Genomic DNA, 18,838 nt, shown 5'->3' with positions numbered 1-18,838 from the left:
AGATTAAATGCTTAAACAAAAGTAAGGGAAAAAGGAAAGTAATGCTGAATAGTAGATAACTGTAATACAATAGAATGTGATATATATTTTTACTTTTAATTAGTTAATAAAAAAATGCGTGGTACTAAAAACCAGACTAATCCTAATAAAGGAAAACTTAATCGAGGTTTATCTTCTTTAATTGGATTAGTAAAAAATGTTCCTTTCAATCCTTATCCCAAACTACCTTTAAGACAAAAAATTAGTATTCCATTTGTTTTAGTTTTCCTCTTAATTTGGATTTCTGGAACTTTTAGTATTAGTTATTTATTTCTTAAATATATTGAAGAAAAAGAAATACAAGAAGTCAAAGGTGTTGCTTCGTTAATTTTAAGAACATTTCACAAAAAAATAAGGCAGATGCAGTTAGATGCTAAATTAATAGTGGAGGGAACAACAGTTAGAAAAGCATTACAATTAAAAGATAAAACAGAAACTTTGCAACAATTATTACCTTTAAAAATCAGTTTATCTCTAGATTTAATGCAGCTCATAGATCAAAATGGCAATCAGTTAATAAATTTACGCAGTCCCAAGTTTAAACAAAAAGAAATTACTAATCCAACCATAGTTTCACAGGTAATTAATGGGGTATATTCTTCTAATATTGTTACTACAGAAAAATCAATACCATCTATATTAATCGGAACTGCGCCCATAAAATCTCAGGAAGGAATTATTGGGGGTATTATTATTGGTAGAGTTATCGATGATAAATTACTAGCAGAAATAACTCAGGGAACAAAAGAAGAACTTATTGCTTTGAAAAAGGGAAAAATAATTGCTTCTAGTTTCCCAAAAGCTTACAGTTTTCCTGATGAAAAAATTCAAGAATTATCTAATCAGGAATTAGAAAAAATTAAAGTTGGCGGTACATTATATACTGTTCAGACTATATCTGTATCAAGATTAGATACTACTAAATTAGAATTAGTTATTCTCTATGATAGAAAAGATTTAGAAGTAACAAAAAGAAATTTTTGGATATTGATTAGTCTATTATGTTTGGTAGGATCGATAATAGCTATTTTCGTCGGTTATTTAGTATCAGGTTTAATTGCAGGTCGAGTTGATACAATGACTAATGCTACAGAAAAGTTAGCAAGTGGTAACTTAAAAATTAGACTTCCTGTTACCTATAATGATGAAGTAGATAAGTTAGCTAAAGGATTTAATTTTATGGCAGAAGAACTTGAAGCAAGAGATAAAAAAATTCAAGAGCAAATGCACAGATTAGAAACAACTTTAGAAAAGCTATTAACTACTGAGGAAATTTTAGCAAAGCTTTCCAATAATCAAACTCAATTAGTTCAAACTGAAAAAATGTCAAGTTTAGGACGAATGGTAGCAGGAATAGCTCACGAACTTAATAATCCTGTAACTTTTATTTATGGGAATGTTGATTATGCCCTTGAATACTTTGATGAGTTATTAGAACTGATTTATGCTTATCAGCAAGAATATCCTCAACCTACAGATTTAATTAACGATATTCTCTCAAAAATAGATATAGAATTTTTGGTGGAAGATACACATAAATTGTTAAATTCAATGAAATATGGAGCTAACAGAATTAGTAATATAGTTAGGAATTTACGAACTTTTTCCCGGTTAGATGAATCAATTAGAAAATCAGTAGATATTAATAAAAATATTGAGTCTAGTCTCTCGATTTTACAGCATCGTTGTTACACTTCTACAAAGCTAGGAAATCAAAGTAATCAGCAAATTAATATTACCAAAGAATATGGAGATTTACCCCTAGTTGTTTGTAATCCTGGTAAATTAAATCAAGTATTTTTCAACATTATTGAAAATGCTATAGATGCTTTAGAAATTTCCATCAGTCGAGGAGAAAAAAATGAGAATCCGCAAATTTTAATTAAGACTGAAGTGACAGATTCTAATTCGGTACAAATCAAAATTTCTGACAATGGTTGTGGAATGACAGAACAAACTCAAGCCAAAATATTTGACCCTTTTATGACTACTAAACCTGTGGGTTCGGGGACTGGTTTAGGATTATCTATTAGTTACTCAATTATAGTAGATGAACATCACGGAAAATTGAGTTGTATTTCTACTTTAGGAGTGGGAACAGAATTTTTTATTGAGATTCCAATAACACAGAATATAGAACAAAAAAAATATATGGCAATCCTCAATAAGTTGTAATAGGGAATAGGAAATAGGTAATAGAAAAAAAGGATTTTTGGAAATTTAGGGAATAGGGAACAAGGAACAGGGAATAGGAAATAGGGAATAAGAAAAAAAGGATTTTTGCAAATTTAGGGAACAGAGAACAAGGAATAGGGAATAGGGAAAAAAGGATTTTTGGAAATTTAAGCAACAGGGAATAGGGAACAGGGAACAAGGAACAGATAATAGAAAAAAGATGATTTTTACAAATAAATATGAGATGCACCCAATTTAACATTCAGCTATTAGTATTTCCTGGGGAATACTGTACCAACAGCTTTTTTAAATTTTCAGGTTAACTAATAGTAATAATTCAACTATTAGCGTTCACCTTGTAGCTGTTTAATCAAGAATAAAAATATATTTTCTTTTGTCAAAGTCAGTTTTTTCCAATACTTTTAATTCTCTGTAAACTTCTCAAGACTAACTATTAGACATCTCCAAAAATGAAAAATTAAATCAATTCTTTCTTCCTATTCCCAGTTCCCAGTTCCCTCTTTTCTGGAGATGTCTATTACTAAAAAGATAATCAATTAGTAACTGTTAGCTGAATGCTGTAGCAATCAGGAATCAGATGTGAGAAAAAGATGTAGGGGTTTGGTCTCCAAACCCAAATACTATGCTAAAGGATTTGCAGACCAAATCCCTACGATAAAATCTTACAACCTATTTTAAGATTCCTATAACTGCTAAATGCTGACAACTCATAAATAATTTTATAAAATAAATCTTAGTGTCATGGAACAAGAAATTTATAATCAAGCCGTCGCTAAATCTCGTGCTGGAAACTATCAAGCAGCAATTGAATATTTTAGCCAAGCTATAGAAATTAATTCTAATTTTGCAGAAGCTTATTATGGTAGAGGTTTAGCAAAATTTGACTTAGGAAATATAGAAATAGCAATTGCAGATTATACTCAAGCTTTGACAATTAATTCTAATTATATAGATGCTTATTTTGCCCGTGGTATTGCCAACTTAGCAATAGGAAATATTCCCGGAACTATTGCAGATGCTAATCAAATAATTACGATTAATAATAACTACGCTCCAGCATATAAATTATTAGGTAATGCTTACCGTAAACAAGATAACCTAGGAGATGCAATTACTAATTTTAAACGTGGAGCAGAATTGTATTTAGAACAGAAAGATGCTATTAACTGTCGGAAATGTTTGGATAATATTAAACAGTTGCAAAACTTAGCTTCTGCTTTTGTTCAAACTGACAGTAATCTTCAGTGGCAAAAAGATGATAGTAAAATATTTTTAAGTCGAATAGTCAGAAAATTTGAAAAAGGTGATCGCCAGGGAGCAATAACAGATTTAAACTGGGCATTACAAGTAGATAGTTCAGATGCTCAAGCTTATTGTTGTCGAGGAATTATTCGTTATAAACAAGGAGATAATTTAGGAGCAATATCAGATTTTAATCAAGCTTTGCAATTTGATAATCAAGATGTTTTAGCTTATCGAAATCGGGGAATGATTCGTAGTCAAATAGGAGACTTTCAAGGAGCGATCGCTGACTTTAATACTGCTTTAAAAATTGAACCTAATAATTCACTTATCTATGTAAATAGAGGTAATGCTTATCGAGATATGAGTGAGTATCAAAAAGCAATAAAAGATTATGAACAAGCATTAAAAATTAATCCTAATGAAGCTAAAGCTTTCTATCATCGAGGCATTATTTATTCCCGATTAGAAGAAATAAAAAAAGCTATAGATGACTATCAAAATGCTGCTCGATTATTTGGAGAAGTAGAAGATTGGAATAACTATAAAAAAACATTAGAAAATTTGAAGAAAATTCGGACATCTGTTTATAGTCAAAATCAGAATATTGATCAAGATGCTAAATATAATCAACTTAAACAACAACTCTTAAGAATGGTTGGTGGATATTGGGAAATGGCAGAACAATTAATTGCAAATATGAAAGAAAGATATCCTGGTAAAGATAGGATTTGGTATTTAGAAAAAATTATATCTGATTGGCAGCAACAGCAGGATAATTAAAGAATGTCGAAGGTGTTGAGAAAAAGTCCGTTTTCATTAATTTAGTTTGTGTATTTTCTAGACCTTGTACTTCCTCATTTCCTGAAAATGTCTTATCATTATTAATGTTTCAGGACTTACGCAGCGATCCTAGATATAGTCCTTAAAACTATTGCAAAATACTTTTTTAACTCTATATATAGTACCTTAACTGTAGGGGTTTGGTCTCCAAATTCCTTGACACTTGGGGAAAGGAAACCAAAACCCTACAATCAAATCTTGCAACTTCATTTAGAATTGCTATCAGGACTTACGCACTTACCATAGATATAGTGCTTAAAACTGTTGTACAATAGTTTTTTGGCTCTATATATAGTACCTTTCTGTAAGTCCTGGCTATATTATTTTCTCAAATTGGTTGGTTTCTTCAATATTGATTGACAAATTAAGCTTGACTATGATATAGACTTTAAAATGCCTCAAATTTCCTGCCTATCACAGGAAGTCTTGATAACTGATAACTGATAACTGATAACTGATAACTGATAACTGAAATGACTCCAGAGCAATATAAACAGAAAATGCAGCGTCGTAAAGAAGTACAAGAACAACGAGTATCTCAAGCTGCTGAAGAAAAAGGCTTAATTATTGTCAATACTGGGAACGGTAAAGGCAAAACTACAGCAGCCTTAGGTATGGTAATGCGTTCTCTAGGACATGGCTTTCGAGTAGCAGTTATCCAATTTATTAAAGGAGCTTGGGAACCCGCAGAAAAAGCAATTTTTAACAAGTGGGGCCAACAAATATCTTTTCATGCTTTAGGTGAAGGGTTTACCTGGGAAACTCAAGACCGGGAGCGCGATATTCAGAAAGTTTATGAAGCTTGGAATTTGGCTTTAACTTTTATCCGTAACCCAGACATTAAATTAGTCTTGCTTGATGAAGTTAATGTAACCCTAAAATTAGGTTATTTAAAGTTAGAAGATTTATTAGCAGGCTTAGAAGAAAAACCATTAAATTCTCATATTATTTTGACAGGTAGAGGCGCACCCCCTGAACTAATTGAAAAAGCTGATTTAGTAACAGAAATGAAAATGATTAAACATCCTTTTAGAGAACAAGGTATCAAAGCCCAACCTGGTATTGAATATTAATTTTAATTCTTAATCACTTAATTAAAAAAGAAGAATATCGCAGGTATTTTGCCAGATAGTTTGTGTACCTGCGTGAAACAAAATTCACACTTATAGCAATCCTACTTTATTCCTGTATAAAATTGCATTGCTTTTAGGGAAAAGGTAACAGGTGAAAATTTCAGTTTTTTTAGTTACTTTATTGATTTTTCACCACCCATTTAAGATTGCTATAGATATTATCTTTACTAAAGCAAAAAAAACAGAAAAACTCTAGATTTTTTTGCTTAATCATACCAATTATCAAAAATTTTGCTATATTTGAAGTTTATATTTATAAATACTATTTATTAATACGATATTAAGTCTTTAATAATATCTATTTTCTAGCTGATTATTTTAGCACTTCACAAATATAGTATTACTTTTGATAATTAAGTATTCAACCAATCATAATATAACATTCAATTACCAAACTAAGTGTTGATAGTTAGTTCGACAAGTCTTTAATACTCGGAAATCATTATCAGTTGCTTCAGTAAGTGAGTAATATTTTGTCAAATCTACTATGTAGTCAGAAGCAGTATCATCATAACTATCTATAACCTTTACCTGTAAACTTTTCTGTTGATGAAAACCATAAAAGCAGTAAAAAGATGAATAAGGTAGGTAAAAAGCACCAATTACCTTACCATTCCTGAACTCAAAGATAAAATACTCATTCTGAACTTGATTTGGTTGCTTAGACTGACCAAAAAGGTAAATTCCATTAGTCTGCAACATATTATTATTATCCATATAAGAAATCTTTGGCCTTTCTTCCCTAAACTTAACAGAAATATATTGATGGTGTATTATTGGCTTATTAAGTACACCATAAGTCAACATAGAGTAGGTTGCGATCGCCACTAACCTAAAAATCACGAATATTGCTTAATTATTATCTACATCATTATCATACCCGTATAAAAGGGCAATGGTATATTTTCATAACAATTTTTGTTGCTTTTTCAACCACAACATTAAAGTTATCTTTCTCAAATAAAATTCCTTGTAGAGGGAATCATTAAAAATAACCACCTCCACAAGGAATAATGTCAATAAACTTTCGACAATCCCTACAAAATTTTCAGTCCCTATTTATTAGGGATATTTCAAAGGGAAGTACAGGAAATCTCTTGATCTCTAAACACATTTACCGAAAAATTAGGGTATAAAGCCTATTCATGTATGTCACCCAGTGTTTCATGTCAGCTCAAGCCCCGAAAACCGCATATCCAATCGACCAAGATCAAGAAAAAAATTCCTTTCAGCCAATCCTCTTATTCATAAGAAAAGGTAATTAATAATTATTAATTGTTAATTATTAATTATTTTAGCTGGCTACATACTCTCTGACCTTAGCTTGGCGACGACGTAAATGGGCTAAAGCTTGATGTTCTAGTTGGCGAACTCGCTCACGACTGAGGTTGAGTCTCTCTCCTACTTTAGCCAAAGACATCTCCTTACCATCCTCAAGGCCAAAACGCAATATTAAGACACGACGTTGTTGTTCAGTCAATTCTCCTAATAAAGTATTTAAGTCTTGACGTAATAACTCACCAGTGATATAGTCATCAGGAGATGATGCCTCATCCTCTAAAAGTTCTTGCAGTTCTGTGTCCTGATTGTCTCCAACTCGTAAATCCAAAGAAATAGGATGACGGGCCATCAAAAGATACTCTCTAATTTGAGCAGGCTCTAGTTCTAAAGCTTGAGCAATTTCAGAAGGAGTAGGACTACGACCTAAACTCTGAATTAGCTCTCTCTGAATCCTTTTGATTTTATTGAGCTTTTCCGTAATATGGATTGGTAAACGAATTGTACGAGCTTGTTGAGCGATCGCTCTAGTGATTGCCTGACGAATCCACCAGTAGGCATAAGTAGAAAATTTGTAGCCTCGTGTAGGGTCAAATTTTTCTACCCCCCGCTCTAATCCCAGAGTACCTTCTTGAATCAAATCCAAAAATTCCATATTTCGTTTTTGGTACTTTTTGGCGATCGCTACTACTAAACGCAGATTAGCCTCAATCATTTTTTGCTTGGCACGTTGACCTTGCTTAATCTGTTTTTGAAGTGTTTCTAAACTTAGCTTTACATATTCTGCCCATTCTAGTTCGGTTGCTGCTCTCTTAATTTTTTCTTCTAATTTTTCTTTCAACTCCAGCAGTTGCATCATTTGCTGCACTTGCTTACCATAAACAATTTCTTCTTCGCGAGTTAGGAGTGGTACACGACCAATTTCACGCAAATAAGTACGAACTGTATCCATTGAGGAGTAAAGACTACCGCTAATTGTAGTTTTAGTTGTCTTCTGAGTTTTAGTTTCTTGATTTAATTTTGACATTCTTGTAGTAAACTCCATTAATAATAAATATTGCAGTAGTTATGGTTTGCTCCTGATAGTGGAGGTATGTATATATAGAGACAACTAGATAAGGATAGGTTCGCCCATCCCCCAAAATTCTATAAAGTAGAAAAAAAACTTTATAGTTGGACTTTTTTATCTTTATTTACATGATTTACATGAAATAATAAGATAAATTTAATTTTTACATAGCATCTATTGATAAATTTTATATTTCAGTTTGTATGCAAGCTGGAGTAAGTATTAGTTTGCTTTTCTTGTTTGTAATACAAGTCTTGACTAAATTCCTCAATTAATTGTTCACCTTTTGTCCGTAGGTAAAAAATTTTAATTTTTCTTTCAGAGTCTTAAGGACTGAGATTAACTCCAACTTATCTTTTTTGGTTTCCGGAAAAATTAGATAAAACTATTGCTTATATGTTTAACTATCTAGATTAATTCCATGATTGCTTAACATAATTTAAGAAGCAACTACAACAACAGAGAGATAACCGAACTATTCCTATATAGTTAACAAAGAAGGCGAAAAATTTGGTTGTTTTTTCATACAATCTCTTAATAAACATTACCCAAAATGGATGTTTTTTAACATCAATTGGGGTATATAATACATTGTAACATATAAATTGATTTTTAGCTCAATTAAATCAACTTAAGTTTGTTAGAGTCGATGGAGGGTATTACCCCTCGCACCTGGAAATCCTTGATTTATGAGTTTTCTGGCTTCCTTTTTGCCTTTGTTTTTATTCTTTAGGAACTTTTTACAGGTTCCATGGCTTAGTCATAGACTAAACCTTGAACCGTCCATCTTGCAGTACCGATGGTAATTTCTCCAACCCTTAATAATGGGACTTAGCTTTTTCGCTTTGGTGGCAGTGGCTAATACAGAGTTGTTGACTATAGCTTTTACCTTCTTGCGGAGTTTTTCGTAGTTTTCCTCTGAGGGAGTGCTACGAGGCTTCCCGTTTTCTTGCACTTTAAAGTGCCATCCCAAGAAGTCAAAGCCTGCCGTTGCCTGTGTTATATTTGTCTTTTCTGCTGATATATTCATCCCACGTTTGTCTAGGAACTGCTGTATTTTCTCTAAAATCTTCTCAGCGTTATCTTTTGGTTTTAAGAAGAACACCATATCCTCCGCATATCTTACGGATGGGTGGATGTCCTCTATACCGTTTAATGCTATGTTGGCTAGTAGTGGTGATACTACACCACCTTGGGGTGTACCTTGTTCTGGGAACTCCGGTGATACCCCTCCCTGCCTTTAAGCATCTCCACAACCCCGTTTTTATTTGTTGGGAGGCAATGACATTAGTCATAATCGCCTTGTGGTTAATTCTACAGAGTTTTTTGATGGGAAGACAAAAATAGGGACATTCTATATAAATAATGTCCCTAGGAGGATTTGTATGAACGACCACCTCTTATATAACTCCTATTTCTCCTTAATCTGTAGGGACATTGCATGCAACGTCTCTACTCCCTACCTCAACAAAAAGGCTTCCAGAAGCCAGCTCTAGGGTGTGTCATCAATTAGACGTTAGAAGCTTGATCGAAAAAAGTGGTGGACTGACAAAGCTAAAACTGTGCATTACATCATTGGGGAGCAGGTTTATCTAACTTGACTTTTGAAAAATTGTTTATTGTACGGACGCACTTATGCAACCTCTCTATGGAGAAACCCACCCCTACCGACCGGACAATTTCAGGTGTGCGCTCGCTGTATCTGAACCTAAAAAATGGTGATCGCCATTTTTGAATAACAGACAACAGCTTTTTTGTCAACTTATTTAATTGATGACACCCCCTAGTTAGTAAAGAGTTTTCTTAAATAGACAAATCAGTTATTGATGTATCTCCTCCAATAACTGGGGAGCCTGCTGGATTTCCGAGAAATACCCTATCCAAACTGATAAAACCATTATCAACACTTGCATTTAAGGTATAACTTGCATTGAAAGGTTGCTCATTATAAGTTAGACGCAACACATAGTCAACATTTGGTGATAAAGTTAACTCCGAAGAAATCCCTAAAGAATCCGATTGTACCCCTGGTCCAATTTTGGCATTGAGACCGCCACCACCATTATCATTGGCGGCAATTGGTATCTGCTGGTCTTGAGGATTTAGTAGAGGATCATTATCATCTTGAGGAAGTTCAAATACTTCAAGAAAAGGATCGCCAGTATTGTTGGCAATCATTTCAATTGTTATGGGAGTGTTAAATGTGGCTTTTAACAAATAGTCGTGTTTTCTGACAACTGTTGTATCTGAGTTATTGGCAAAAAATCTGTCACTACTTCTGACACGTTCATCATTGTTGACTATATCACCCTGAATAGTGATACTTGCTGGTTGAGACGTTGTAATTGTTGTTGTTTCAATAGCATCCCCAGGAAATAAGGTCAGATCATAGTTACTAGAAATTTCAGGAGCTGTTTGATAAACAACGATCGAATATTCACCGGGGGTAGAGAAAGCTGCCTGAAATGCTTCATTGGATGCATCCAGGTTATCGCCACGAGCAATTAAGTTAGCGTTGCTATCTAATACTGCTACATCAATATTACCAGTGAGATTTTGCAAAGCAATTCCTGAAATTAAGGGTTGATCGACTGTGACACGATAGTAGTCTACACCGTCTAAATTATTTATTATTCCCGATACACTTGTAGGTGCAGCTTGTGGAACTAGAGGACCCAAAACAGTTGGTGTATTGATATTATCATTACTGTTGTCAATAGTATTAACATTAACTGGAGCGCTAGGAGGAAATAGACCTAACTGATATTCACTAGCAATACCAGGAACAGTCTGATAAACATTGATCAAATATTCACCGGGGGTAGAGAAAGGTGCTTGAAATGCTTCATTGGATGCACCTAAGTTATCGCCATAAGCAATTAAATTACCATTGTTATCTAATACTGCTACATCAATATCACCAGTGAGATTTTGTAGAGCAATTCCTGAAGTTAAGGGTGTATTAACTGTGACACGATAGAAGTCTACTGGGTCAAAATCATTGATTGTTCCTAAGACAGTTAGAGGTGTTCCTGGAAGTAGAACACCTAAGGGAGTTGGTGAGTTAATGTTATTGTTACTGTTATTAGTAACTTGAAGTGCATTTATATTTCCAGTCATTGTTGATATTTTGTTGAATTACGTTAATAGTAGCTTAAGTTTTTTAGAGCGTTGTTAATTTTTTATAAACATTGCATAATTTTAGGATGATTTTAATAGTTCTGTGGAATGGGAATATTGCCCGTTCTCAGTATTTTCAGGTAGGACCGGATGCCTACTCCACTTCTATATTCATCTCTGGATTTAACAATGCCTCTTGATAAACTTAAGAATCTGCTGTTCTCCGCTAGATAAGACTTGTCTATGACAAAAAAAGTTTCTATCTGTGACAAAATAGGCAATTTTCAGATCGCAAATTTAAAGATAGGTATCAGTAAAAGAGTAATAAATTTAACCAAGATTTGGTAATTCCCTAAGTAGTTTTACTGGACAAATAAAACTGGTTTTCTGATATCAGAAAATTGAAGTAATTTCTGAAAATTGGCAATTTCTATTCTTTACTACGGTCTTTCAAAGCTAGCAGGTTGTGGTAAAAAATGTTGTCAGTTTTCACTATTTTTTTAATTAAAACAGGACTTAATTTTCAATTGGGGAAATGATTTAATGGATACTTTTCAAATATTTCGGCTGAAATATTTTCTCTTGATCAAAAAAAATTATGATAAATCAAAAAAGTTTTTTTACTATCCAGTCATTAAGTTACTACTATGAATTTTATCCTGACTTATGACTTATAAATTATGACTTATGCCTTGATTCGCTGGCCCAAAAATGCCCACATTTTAGAATCAATTCTGTAAAAATGATTAAAATTAAATACCTATATATAGTCTCAAACCCTCTCTAGTTATAGATTTTAATTTTCTCTAGATTAGTAAAAGAATATAATTTAATTCGTGAGTCTCTCCTCATTTCAAAGTTTCCTATAGAATAACTCCTGTGTGGTAAAGCTAATCAGTCTAACCACCTTTCTTTCTTTCTTATGAAAAACTTAAGGAATGCCAATGAATCAACCGACCAACCCCACTGTTGAAAATCAAATTCAGGTAGAAGACGATCGCACAGGTATGAGTATTCCGACTCTGAGACGTGCCTTAGCAGATAACCTGTTTTATTTGCAAGGCACTTATGAGTCTATGGCAAGACAGGATGATTTCTACCGTGCTTTGGCTTATACTATACGCGATCGCTTACTCCAACGCTTTCTTTCTACAATTCGTACCTACAATGAGAAAGATGTTAAAGTAGTATATTACTTATCGGCAGAGTTTCTCATGGGTCGTCACTTAGGTAATAGTTTGATTAACTTAGGCATATATGAACAAGTTCGTCAAGCTGTTAGCGAATCTGGACTGAACTTGGATGAACTACTAGAGCAAGAAGACGATCCAGGTTTAGGAAATGGGGGTTTGGGTAGGTTAGCAGCTTGTTTCTTGGACTCTCTAGCTACCCTAGAAATTCCTGCCATAGGTCACGGGATTCGCTATGAGTTTGGCATATTCACCCAAACTGTACAAGATGGTTGGCAAGCGGAAATTCCGGATAAGTGGTTACGCTTTGGCAACCCCTGGGAAATAGCTCGTCCAGCAGAAAAGGTAGAAGTAAAGTTTGGTGGTACTACAGAAGCATATCACGATAAAAAAGGTAATTATAGGGTAACATGGGTTCCCGCTGAAACTGTTATTGGTATCCCTTATGATACTCCTGTTCCTGGTTACAAGGTGAATACAGTTAATCCGTTACGTCTGTGGCGTGCAGAAGCTAGTGTAGATTTTAAGTTTGAAGAGTTCAACTCTGGAAACTATGATGGTGCAGTAGCAGACAAAATGAGTTCGGAAACTATTTCCAAAGTTCTCTATCCCAATGACAACACTCCCCAAGGTAAGGAACTCCGACTCAAACAACAATATTTCTTCGTTTCCTGTGCTTTGCAAGACATTATCCGCAGGCATTTGAACAACCACCAAAACTTAGACAACTTGAGCGATAAAACAGCAATTCAGTTAAATGATACTCACCCTGCTGTTGCTATTGCTGAAATGATGCGATTGTTCATTGATGAGTATGATATGGACTGGGAGCGTTCTTGGCATATTACTCAAAATACTTTTGCTTATACTAATCATACCTTGTTACCAGAAGCTTTGGAACGTTGGGGAATTAGTTTGTTTGGTAGTTTGCTACCTCGCCACTTAGAGATTATCTATGAAATTAATCAGCGCTTCATAGAGCAAGTGCAAACTTGGTATCCTGATGACAAGGAGTTAATCTCTCGTGTATCTATAATTGAGGAAACTCCAGAAAAGGCTGTGAGAATGGCTAATTTAGCAACTGTAGGGAGTCATGCAGTGAATGGGGTAGCAGCTCTACATAGTGAGTTGTTGAAAAAAGGTGTACTCAAAGATTTCTACAAACTTTTCCCAGAAAAGTTCCTGAATAAAACTAATGGTGTGACTCCCCGTCGTTGGATTTTATTGAGTAACCCTAGACTTTCTGCGTTATTCTCTGAGAAATTAGGAGATACTTGGTTGCGAGATTTAGATCAACTAAGGCAACTAGAACAATATGTTAGCTATCCACAATTTTGTAACCGTTGGCGACAAATTAAGCAGGAGAATAAAGCTGACCTAGCAGAGTACATTTTAAAGCATAATCGGATTGAGGTGGATACTAATTCTCTGTTTGATATTCAAGTCAAACGTATCCATGAGTATAAGCGTCAACATTTGGATTTATTTAACATCATTACTCTTTACAACCGCATTAAGCAAAATCCTGATATTGATATTCAACCTCGCACATTCATTTTTGGTGGTAAGGCAGCTCCTGGTTACTACATGGCGAAGTTAATTATTAAGTTGACTAATGCTGTTGCTGATGTTATTAACAATGACCCTGATGTGCGTGGTCGTCTGAAAGTAGTTTTCTTAGCTAACTTTAATGCTTCATTAGGTCAGTTAATTTATCCTGCTGCTGATTTATCAGAGCAAATTTCTACTGCTGGTAAAGAGGCATCGGGAACTGGTAATATGAAGTTTGCTATGAATGGAGCGATGACTATTGGTACTCTTGATGGAGCTAATATTGAGATTCGGGAAGAGGTGGGAGCAGAGAATTTCTTCCTGTTTGGTCTGACTGCTGAAGAAGTTTTCGATTTGAAGGCTAAGGGTTATAAGCCTTGGGATTACTATAATACAAATCCAGAGTTAAAGTCTGTAATTGATCGGATTGCTAGTGGTCAGTTTAGCAAAGGTAATCCTAATTTATTCAAGCCTTTGATTGATTCTTTATTGTACAATGACCAATATATGTTATTGGCTGACTATCAGTCTTATATTGAATGTCAGGAACAGGTTAGTCAAGCTTTTCAAGACCAAGAAAAATGGACAAGAATGTCTATTTATAATTCTGTGCGTATGGGTAAATTTTCTTCTGATCGGACGATTATGGAGTATGCGAAAGAGATTTGGGGAGCAGTACCTGTAAAAATTAATCAGGAAGCTTATACTCAAGATAATGCTGGCTTGAAGGTAGAGAATTAATTGTTGTAATTTCTAATTTTGATAGCTGACGCTTCAAAATTGATGTGACTTGACTTAATAATCAGGACTTACGCAAAGGTACTATAATATAGAGTCAAAAAACTATTGCGCATGGGGTTTTAAGCACTATATCTAGGGTCGCTGCGTAAGTCCTGATAATATTAAAAAAGAGACGTTTCTAGAAACGTCTCTTTTTTATTGAAATTATGGTAACCCAACAATAAATCAAGGTTATTGTTGGGTTTTTTGACTCCTTTATTAGACGATTGAGGAATCATTAAGAGTAGTTAAACGATTGACTATTTGCTCTGAGGTAATAGATAAATTTTCTAAAGTTACTAAGAGTTGGTTGTTCAAGAAAATTGAACTATTGTTATTAACAGTCTGTACAGTGAAACTTTGTGCATTGATATTTAGTTGGTCATCTAATAGGATGAAGTCCTGATTAATATCAAAGTCAGTAATAACATCCAGTCCTTGGTTGAGATTGAGCATGAAGGTATCGCTACCACTACCTCCTGATAAAGTATCATCACCTTCCTTTCCATACAAGAAGTCATCACCTGCTTCTCCTAAGAGAGAATCGTTTCCTAACCCTCCAAATAGCCTATCATTATCCTCACCTCCTAATAAAGTATCATTACCAACTTCACCAAATAATTGATCTGCACCTTGATTACCAAATATTAGGTCTTCTCCTATACCACCGAAGACAAAGTCTTGCTGACCTTCTGCTCCAACTGATGCTACAAATTCAGGGTTATCACCATACATGGTATCATTGCCTACATAACCACATAAGGTATCATTGCCTTGATCTCCAAACATCAGGTCATTGCCTAAGAAGCCATAAAGCAAGTCATCATTTTTACCACCTCGTGCAGTATCATCCCCTTTACCACTAATGATAACGTCATTAGCATAGTTACCATTGATAAAGTCATTGCCGGAACCACTATGAATGTAGTCTTCTCCTGATACATCACCATCAACAATACTATTGTTGCCACCAAAGATTGTATCATCTCCGTTTTGACCAAAGATTGTATCATCTCCTTTATCCCCAAGGATTAAGTCATTATCCTTACCACCATAGATGAAATCGTTTCCTTTACCTCCATTTACGAGGTCGTTTCCACGACTACCTTGTATAATATCGTTACCGCGACCACCATTAACAGAATCTTCTCCTATTTCCTCTTCTGATGAGTTTGAATTAGGGTCTCCAACAATCTTGTCATCACCTTCTTCTCCCATGAGCATATCGTGACCTTGTTGCCCGAATATGGTATCATCATCTTTACCACCACGGACTTCATCATCACCTTTACCACCCATAAGTATATCATTGTAGCGGTTGCCATTAAGGTAGTCATTACCCCTGCCACCGTTCATTAGATCGCTACCTATAATATCTTTGTCATTACCTCCAGGAGTACCACCCCATAAGATGTCATTACCTTTATCACCTAAGAGCGTATCATTACCGATATCACCATATATGTTATCATCATGCTTACCTCCACGAGCTGTATCATCACCTTTTCCAGCGTTGATATTGTCATTGTCTTCTTTACCATTAACAAAGTCAGATTCACGTTTAGCAAAAATTGAATCATTACCAAAACCACCAAATATGATGTCAAGAATTTCCGAACCTTCGATAAAATCATTGCCGTCTAAGCCATCAATAGCAGTAATAACTTGATTTATGTTACTACTTTTAATCACTTCGTCATTTTCTGTACCGAATAAAAACTCTTCAAATTGATGGGGATCAAGAACTAGAGGGGGTACAGAAGGTAAATCTACAAGTTCTACAGTTGGAGGCGGAGGACAAGAATGATCTTCATCTATTTGAGACCCTTCTAGAGTATCTGTGTCAGGCTCTGGTGTTGGAGTTGGTGCTGGAGTTGGCCTTGGAGTTGGCGCTGGAGTTGGCGCTGGAGTTGGCGCTGGAGTTGGCGCTGGAGTTGGCGCTGGAGTTGGCGCTGGAGTTGAGTCAGAGGTCACATTTACAGAAATCTCAGCAGGCTCTAAAGTGTTACCTTCAGTGTCATTAGCCACATAAGAAATGGATGCCTCTCCTTCAAAACCAGGCTCTGGAGTAAAGGTAACGTTCCCTGCATCATCTACAGTAAATGTACCTTCACCAGGAATGGTGATAGTTTTCTCTATATCATCAGTTTCAGGATTGAGATCAATAGTCGCTGGGTCAACATTCTCATCATTGTCGATGATGTTGAATGTGACTGGGGTGTTGCCAGTAATTGTTGCTGTGTCATCGTTCAAGGAGCGATTAGGAACCACATTTACAGAAATCTTAGCTTCATTGGAAACTGCTCCCAAGTCATCTGCAACTGTATATGTAATAGTAGTCACACCGGTAAAATCAGTTTCAGGAGTAAAGGTAATATTTCCAGCATCATCCACTGTATAAGTTCCTTCTGCCGCTACAGTAACGCTAGTATCTCGTTCCGGTGTAGCTGGGTTGAGGTCTACTGTGGTTAAATCAAGAGTCGTATCCGGGTCATTATCATTATCAGTGATGTTGAAGGTAACTGGCAGCCCCTGTTGAGTTCTGCTCGTGTCATCTTGGGCTACAGGTGGTATGTTAACCACAGTGACTGTAATATTGGCTGGTTCGGAGACGTTATTGTTTTCATCTGCGATGGTGTAGGGAATAGTGACCTCACCAGTAAAATCAAGTGCGGGAGTAAAGGTCAAATCCCCATTTTCATCGACACTAAAACTGCCTTGATTTTCTACTTCTAATGTAGACTGAATACCTGATGCAGTTGGGTCTAAGTCTATAGTATCTGGGTCTACTTCTCCTTCAAAGTCTACATCATTGTTAGCAATATTGAATGTTACAGGTTGATTAACAGAGGTACTGTCATTGTCATCTGTGGCAATGGGAGGGTTATCAATGACTGTAACCGTAATTTGCCCAGAAGGGTCAGTAATGTTGCCAGCTGTATCCTCTACGGTGTAGGGAATGGTTACTTCTCCCATAAATCCATCTGTGGGAGTAAAGGTTACTTCTCCAGTTTCATTGACTGTAAACTGACCCTCTTCTACTATAAGTGTGGTTTCAACTTCAATAGTATCTGGGTCAAGGTCGATGGTTGATGGGTCGATATCCAGACCTTCATCAGCAATATCATTGTCTGTGATATTAAAAGTGACTGGTGTATTTACAGTGGTGGTAATGTTATCATCGCTGGCAGCAGGTAGGTTATTAGTAATGGTGACATTGATATTAGCTGGTTCGGAAGTTTGACCATTGTTGTCAGCGACAGTGTAAGAGATGTTGGTTTCACCAAGGAACTCATCAACTGGGGTAAAGGTGAGGTTGCCGTCATCATCTACAGTAAATGTACCTTCACCAGGAACGGTGATAGTTTTTTGTATATCTGGTGTTTCTGGGTCAAGGTCGATGGTAGTGGGTTCGATGTTGCCATCGTTGTCAATGTCATTATTGACTATGTTAAAGGTGACTGGTTCTCCCACATCAGTGCTAGCGCTGTCGTCAGTAGCTACAGGCGGAATGTTGTTGACCGTAATCGTGATGTTGGCCGGTTCGGATACGCTGCCATCATTATCAGCGATCGTGTAAGGGATGGTTACTTCGCCAATGAACCCGGGTACTGGGGTGAAGGTAAGGTTGCCTTCCGAGTCTACGGTAAATGTGCCTTCTCCAGGAACGGTGATAGTTTTCTGTATACCTTCAGTTTCTAGGTCGAGGTCAATCGTATTGGGATCGATGTTGCCGTCTACATCGTTGTCGTTATCCGTAATGTTGAATGTGACTGGTTGATTACGAAATGTGGTACTGTTGTCATTGTTGGCGATGGGTTGAGAAGTTGGTGTGGGAGTGACTTCTACAGAAATATTAGCAGGTTCTAAAGTGTTACCTTCGGTGTCATCGGCCACATAAGAAATGGATACCTCTCCTGCGAAACCATCTTCTGGAGTAAAGGTAACGTTACCTCCATCATCTACAGTAAATGTACCTTCTCCAGGAACGGTGATAGTTTTCTGTATACCTTCAGTTTCTGGGTCGAGGTCAATCGTAGTCTGGTCAATATTCTCATCATTATCAATGATGTTGAATGTAACTGGAGTGTTGACCCGAGTTGTGGCTGTATCATCGGTTAAGGAAGGTACAGGAGTTACATTTATAGAAATATTAGCTTCGTTGGAAACTGCTCCCAAGTCATCTTGAACTGTATATGTAATCTGAGTGGTTACACCATTGAAACCAGGCTTTGGAGTAAAAGTGACATTTCCACTATCATCTACGGAGTAAGTTCCTTCTCCTTCTACTGTCCGAGTTGTTTGTCGTCCGTCCGTAGATGGGTCTAAGTCTACTGTGGCTAAGTCTAATGTGCCGTCTAGATCTGAGTCATTTCCTGTAATGTTGAAAGTGACTG

General features: G+C 35.8%; 9 protein-coding genes and 1 pseudogene. 4 read left to right on the top strand and 6 right to left on the bottom strand.

Annotated features, from left to right (window positions below):
• Positions 1 to 114: 114 nt before the first annotated feature.
• The 3 genes from VKJ25_RS04725 (at position 115) to cobO (ending at position 5,393) form a co-directional block, all read left to right on the top strand.
• Positions 115 to 2,214: a HAMP domain-containing sensor histidine kinase gene (locus VKJ25_RS04725; protein WP_324235470.1), complete on the top strand. Its 2,100-nt coding sequence runs from the start codon at positions 115 to 117 to the stop codon at positions 2,212 to 2,214.
• A gap of 762 nt (positions 2,215 to 2,976) precedes the next feature.
• Positions 2,977 to 4,260, top strand: coding sequence for a tetratricopeptide repeat protein (locus VKJ25_RS04720; protein ID WP_324235469.1), 1,284 nt, complete (start codon positions 2,977 to 2,979; stop codon positions 4,258 to 4,260).
• A gap of 533 nt (positions 4,261 to 4,793) precedes the next feature.
• Positions 4,794 to 5,393, top strand: a complete 600-nt coding sequence (cobO, locus tag VKJ25_RS04715) for a cob(I)yrinic acid a,c-diamide adenosyltransferase (protein ID WP_324235468.1) — start codon at positions 4,794 to 4,796, stop codon at positions 5,391 to 5,393.
• Between the two features lie 447 nt (positions 5,394 to 5,840).
• On the opposite strand, the gene VKJ25_RS04710 is transcribed toward cobO, so the two are convergent.
• The 5 genes and pseudogenes from VKJ25_RS04710 to VKJ25_RS04695 all read right to left on the bottom strand — a co-directional run bounded on the left by VKJ25_RS04710 (position 5,841) and on the right by VKJ25_RS04695 (position 10,920).
• Entirely contained in the window at positions 5,841 to 6,296 is a 456-nt protein-coding gene (locus VKJ25_RS04710) for a hypothetical protein (RefSeq protein WP_324235467.1), read from the bottom strand.
• Positions 6,297 to 6,747: 451 nt separating this feature from the next.
• Positions 6,748 to 7,758, bottom strand: coding sequence for an RNA polymerase sigma factor, RpoD/SigA family (locus VKJ25_RS04705; RefSeq protein WP_324235466.1), 1,011 nt, complete (start codon positions 7,756 to 7,758; stop codon positions 6,748 to 6,750).
• An 802-nt stretch (positions 7,759 to 8,560) separates the two neighbouring features.
• Positions 8,561 to 8,755, bottom strand: a complete 195-nt coding sequence (locus tag VKJ25_RS24835; protein ID WP_483143730.1) for a group II intron maturase-specific domain-containing protein — start codon at positions 8,753 to 8,755, stop codon at positions 8,561 to 8,563.
• A 15-nt stretch (positions 8,756 to 8,770) separates the two neighbouring features.
• A pseudogene (locus tag VKJ25_RS24830) lies at positions 8,771 to 9,004 on the bottom strand (reverse transcriptase domain-containing protein); the annotation flags it as partial.
• Positions 9,005 to 9,603: 599 nt separating this feature from the next.
• A complete protein-coding gene (locus tag VKJ25_RS04695; RefSeq protein WP_324235465.1) occupies positions 9,604 to 10,920 on the bottom strand; it encodes a hypothetical protein in 1,317 nt (438 codons plus the stop codon).
• Positions 10,921 to 11,864: 944 nt separating this feature from the next.
• Here VKJ25_RS04695 and VKJ25_RS04690 point away from each other — a divergent pair.
• The gene (locus VKJ25_RS04690; RefSeq protein ID WP_324235499.1) at positions 11,865 to 14,402 is read left to right on the top strand and encodes a glycogen/starch/alpha-glucan phosphorylase; all 2,538 of its coding nucleotides are present in this window, start codon (positions 11,865 to 11,867) and stop codon (positions 14,400 to 14,402) included.
• A gap of 258 nt (positions 14,403 to 14,660) precedes the next feature.
• On the opposite strand, the gene VKJ25_RS04685 is transcribed toward VKJ25_RS04690, so the two are convergent.
• On the bottom strand, positions 14,661 to 18,838 hold a 4,178-nt coding region (locus tag VKJ25_RS04685), incomplete at its 5' end, for an Ig-like domain-containing protein (RefSeq protein WP_324235464.1).

The organism is Okeania sp. (assembly GCF_035285525.1).
GTDB lineage: Bacteria > Cyanobacteriota > Cyanobacteriia > Cyanobacteriales > Microcoleaceae > Trichodesmium.
The sequence above is the reverse complement of the archived record's forward strand: the minus strand, read 5'-3'. Positions and strand labels throughout refer to the sequence as shown.

What these genes read in the sequence shown, in the direction of transcription:
- cobO (WP_324235468.1), top strand. Translation starts at nt 4,794, where the DNA reads ATGACTCCAGAGCAATATAAACAGAAAATGCAGCGTCGTAAAGAAGTA.
- VKJ25_RS04690 (WP_324235499.1), top strand. Translation starts at nt 11,865, where the DNA reads ATGAATCAACCGACCAACCCCACTGTTGAAAATCAAATTCAGGTAGAA.
- VKJ25_RS04705 (WP_324235466.1), bottom strand. Translation starts at nt 7,758, where the DNA reads ATGTCAAAATTAAATCAAGAAACTAAAACTCAGAAGACAACTAAAACT.
- VKJ25_RS04725 (WP_324235470.1), top strand. Translation starts at nt 115, where the DNA reads ATGCGTGGTACTAAAAACCAGACTAATCCTAATAAAGGAAAACTTAAT.
- VKJ25_RS04720 (WP_324235469.1), top strand. Translation starts at nt 2,977, where the DNA reads ATGGAACAAGAAATTTATAATCAAGCCGTCGCTAAATCTCGTGCTGGA.
- VKJ25_RS04695 (WP_324235465.1), bottom strand. Translation starts at nt 10,920, where the DNA reads ATGACTGGAAATATAAATGCACTTCAAGTTACTAATAACAGTAACAAT.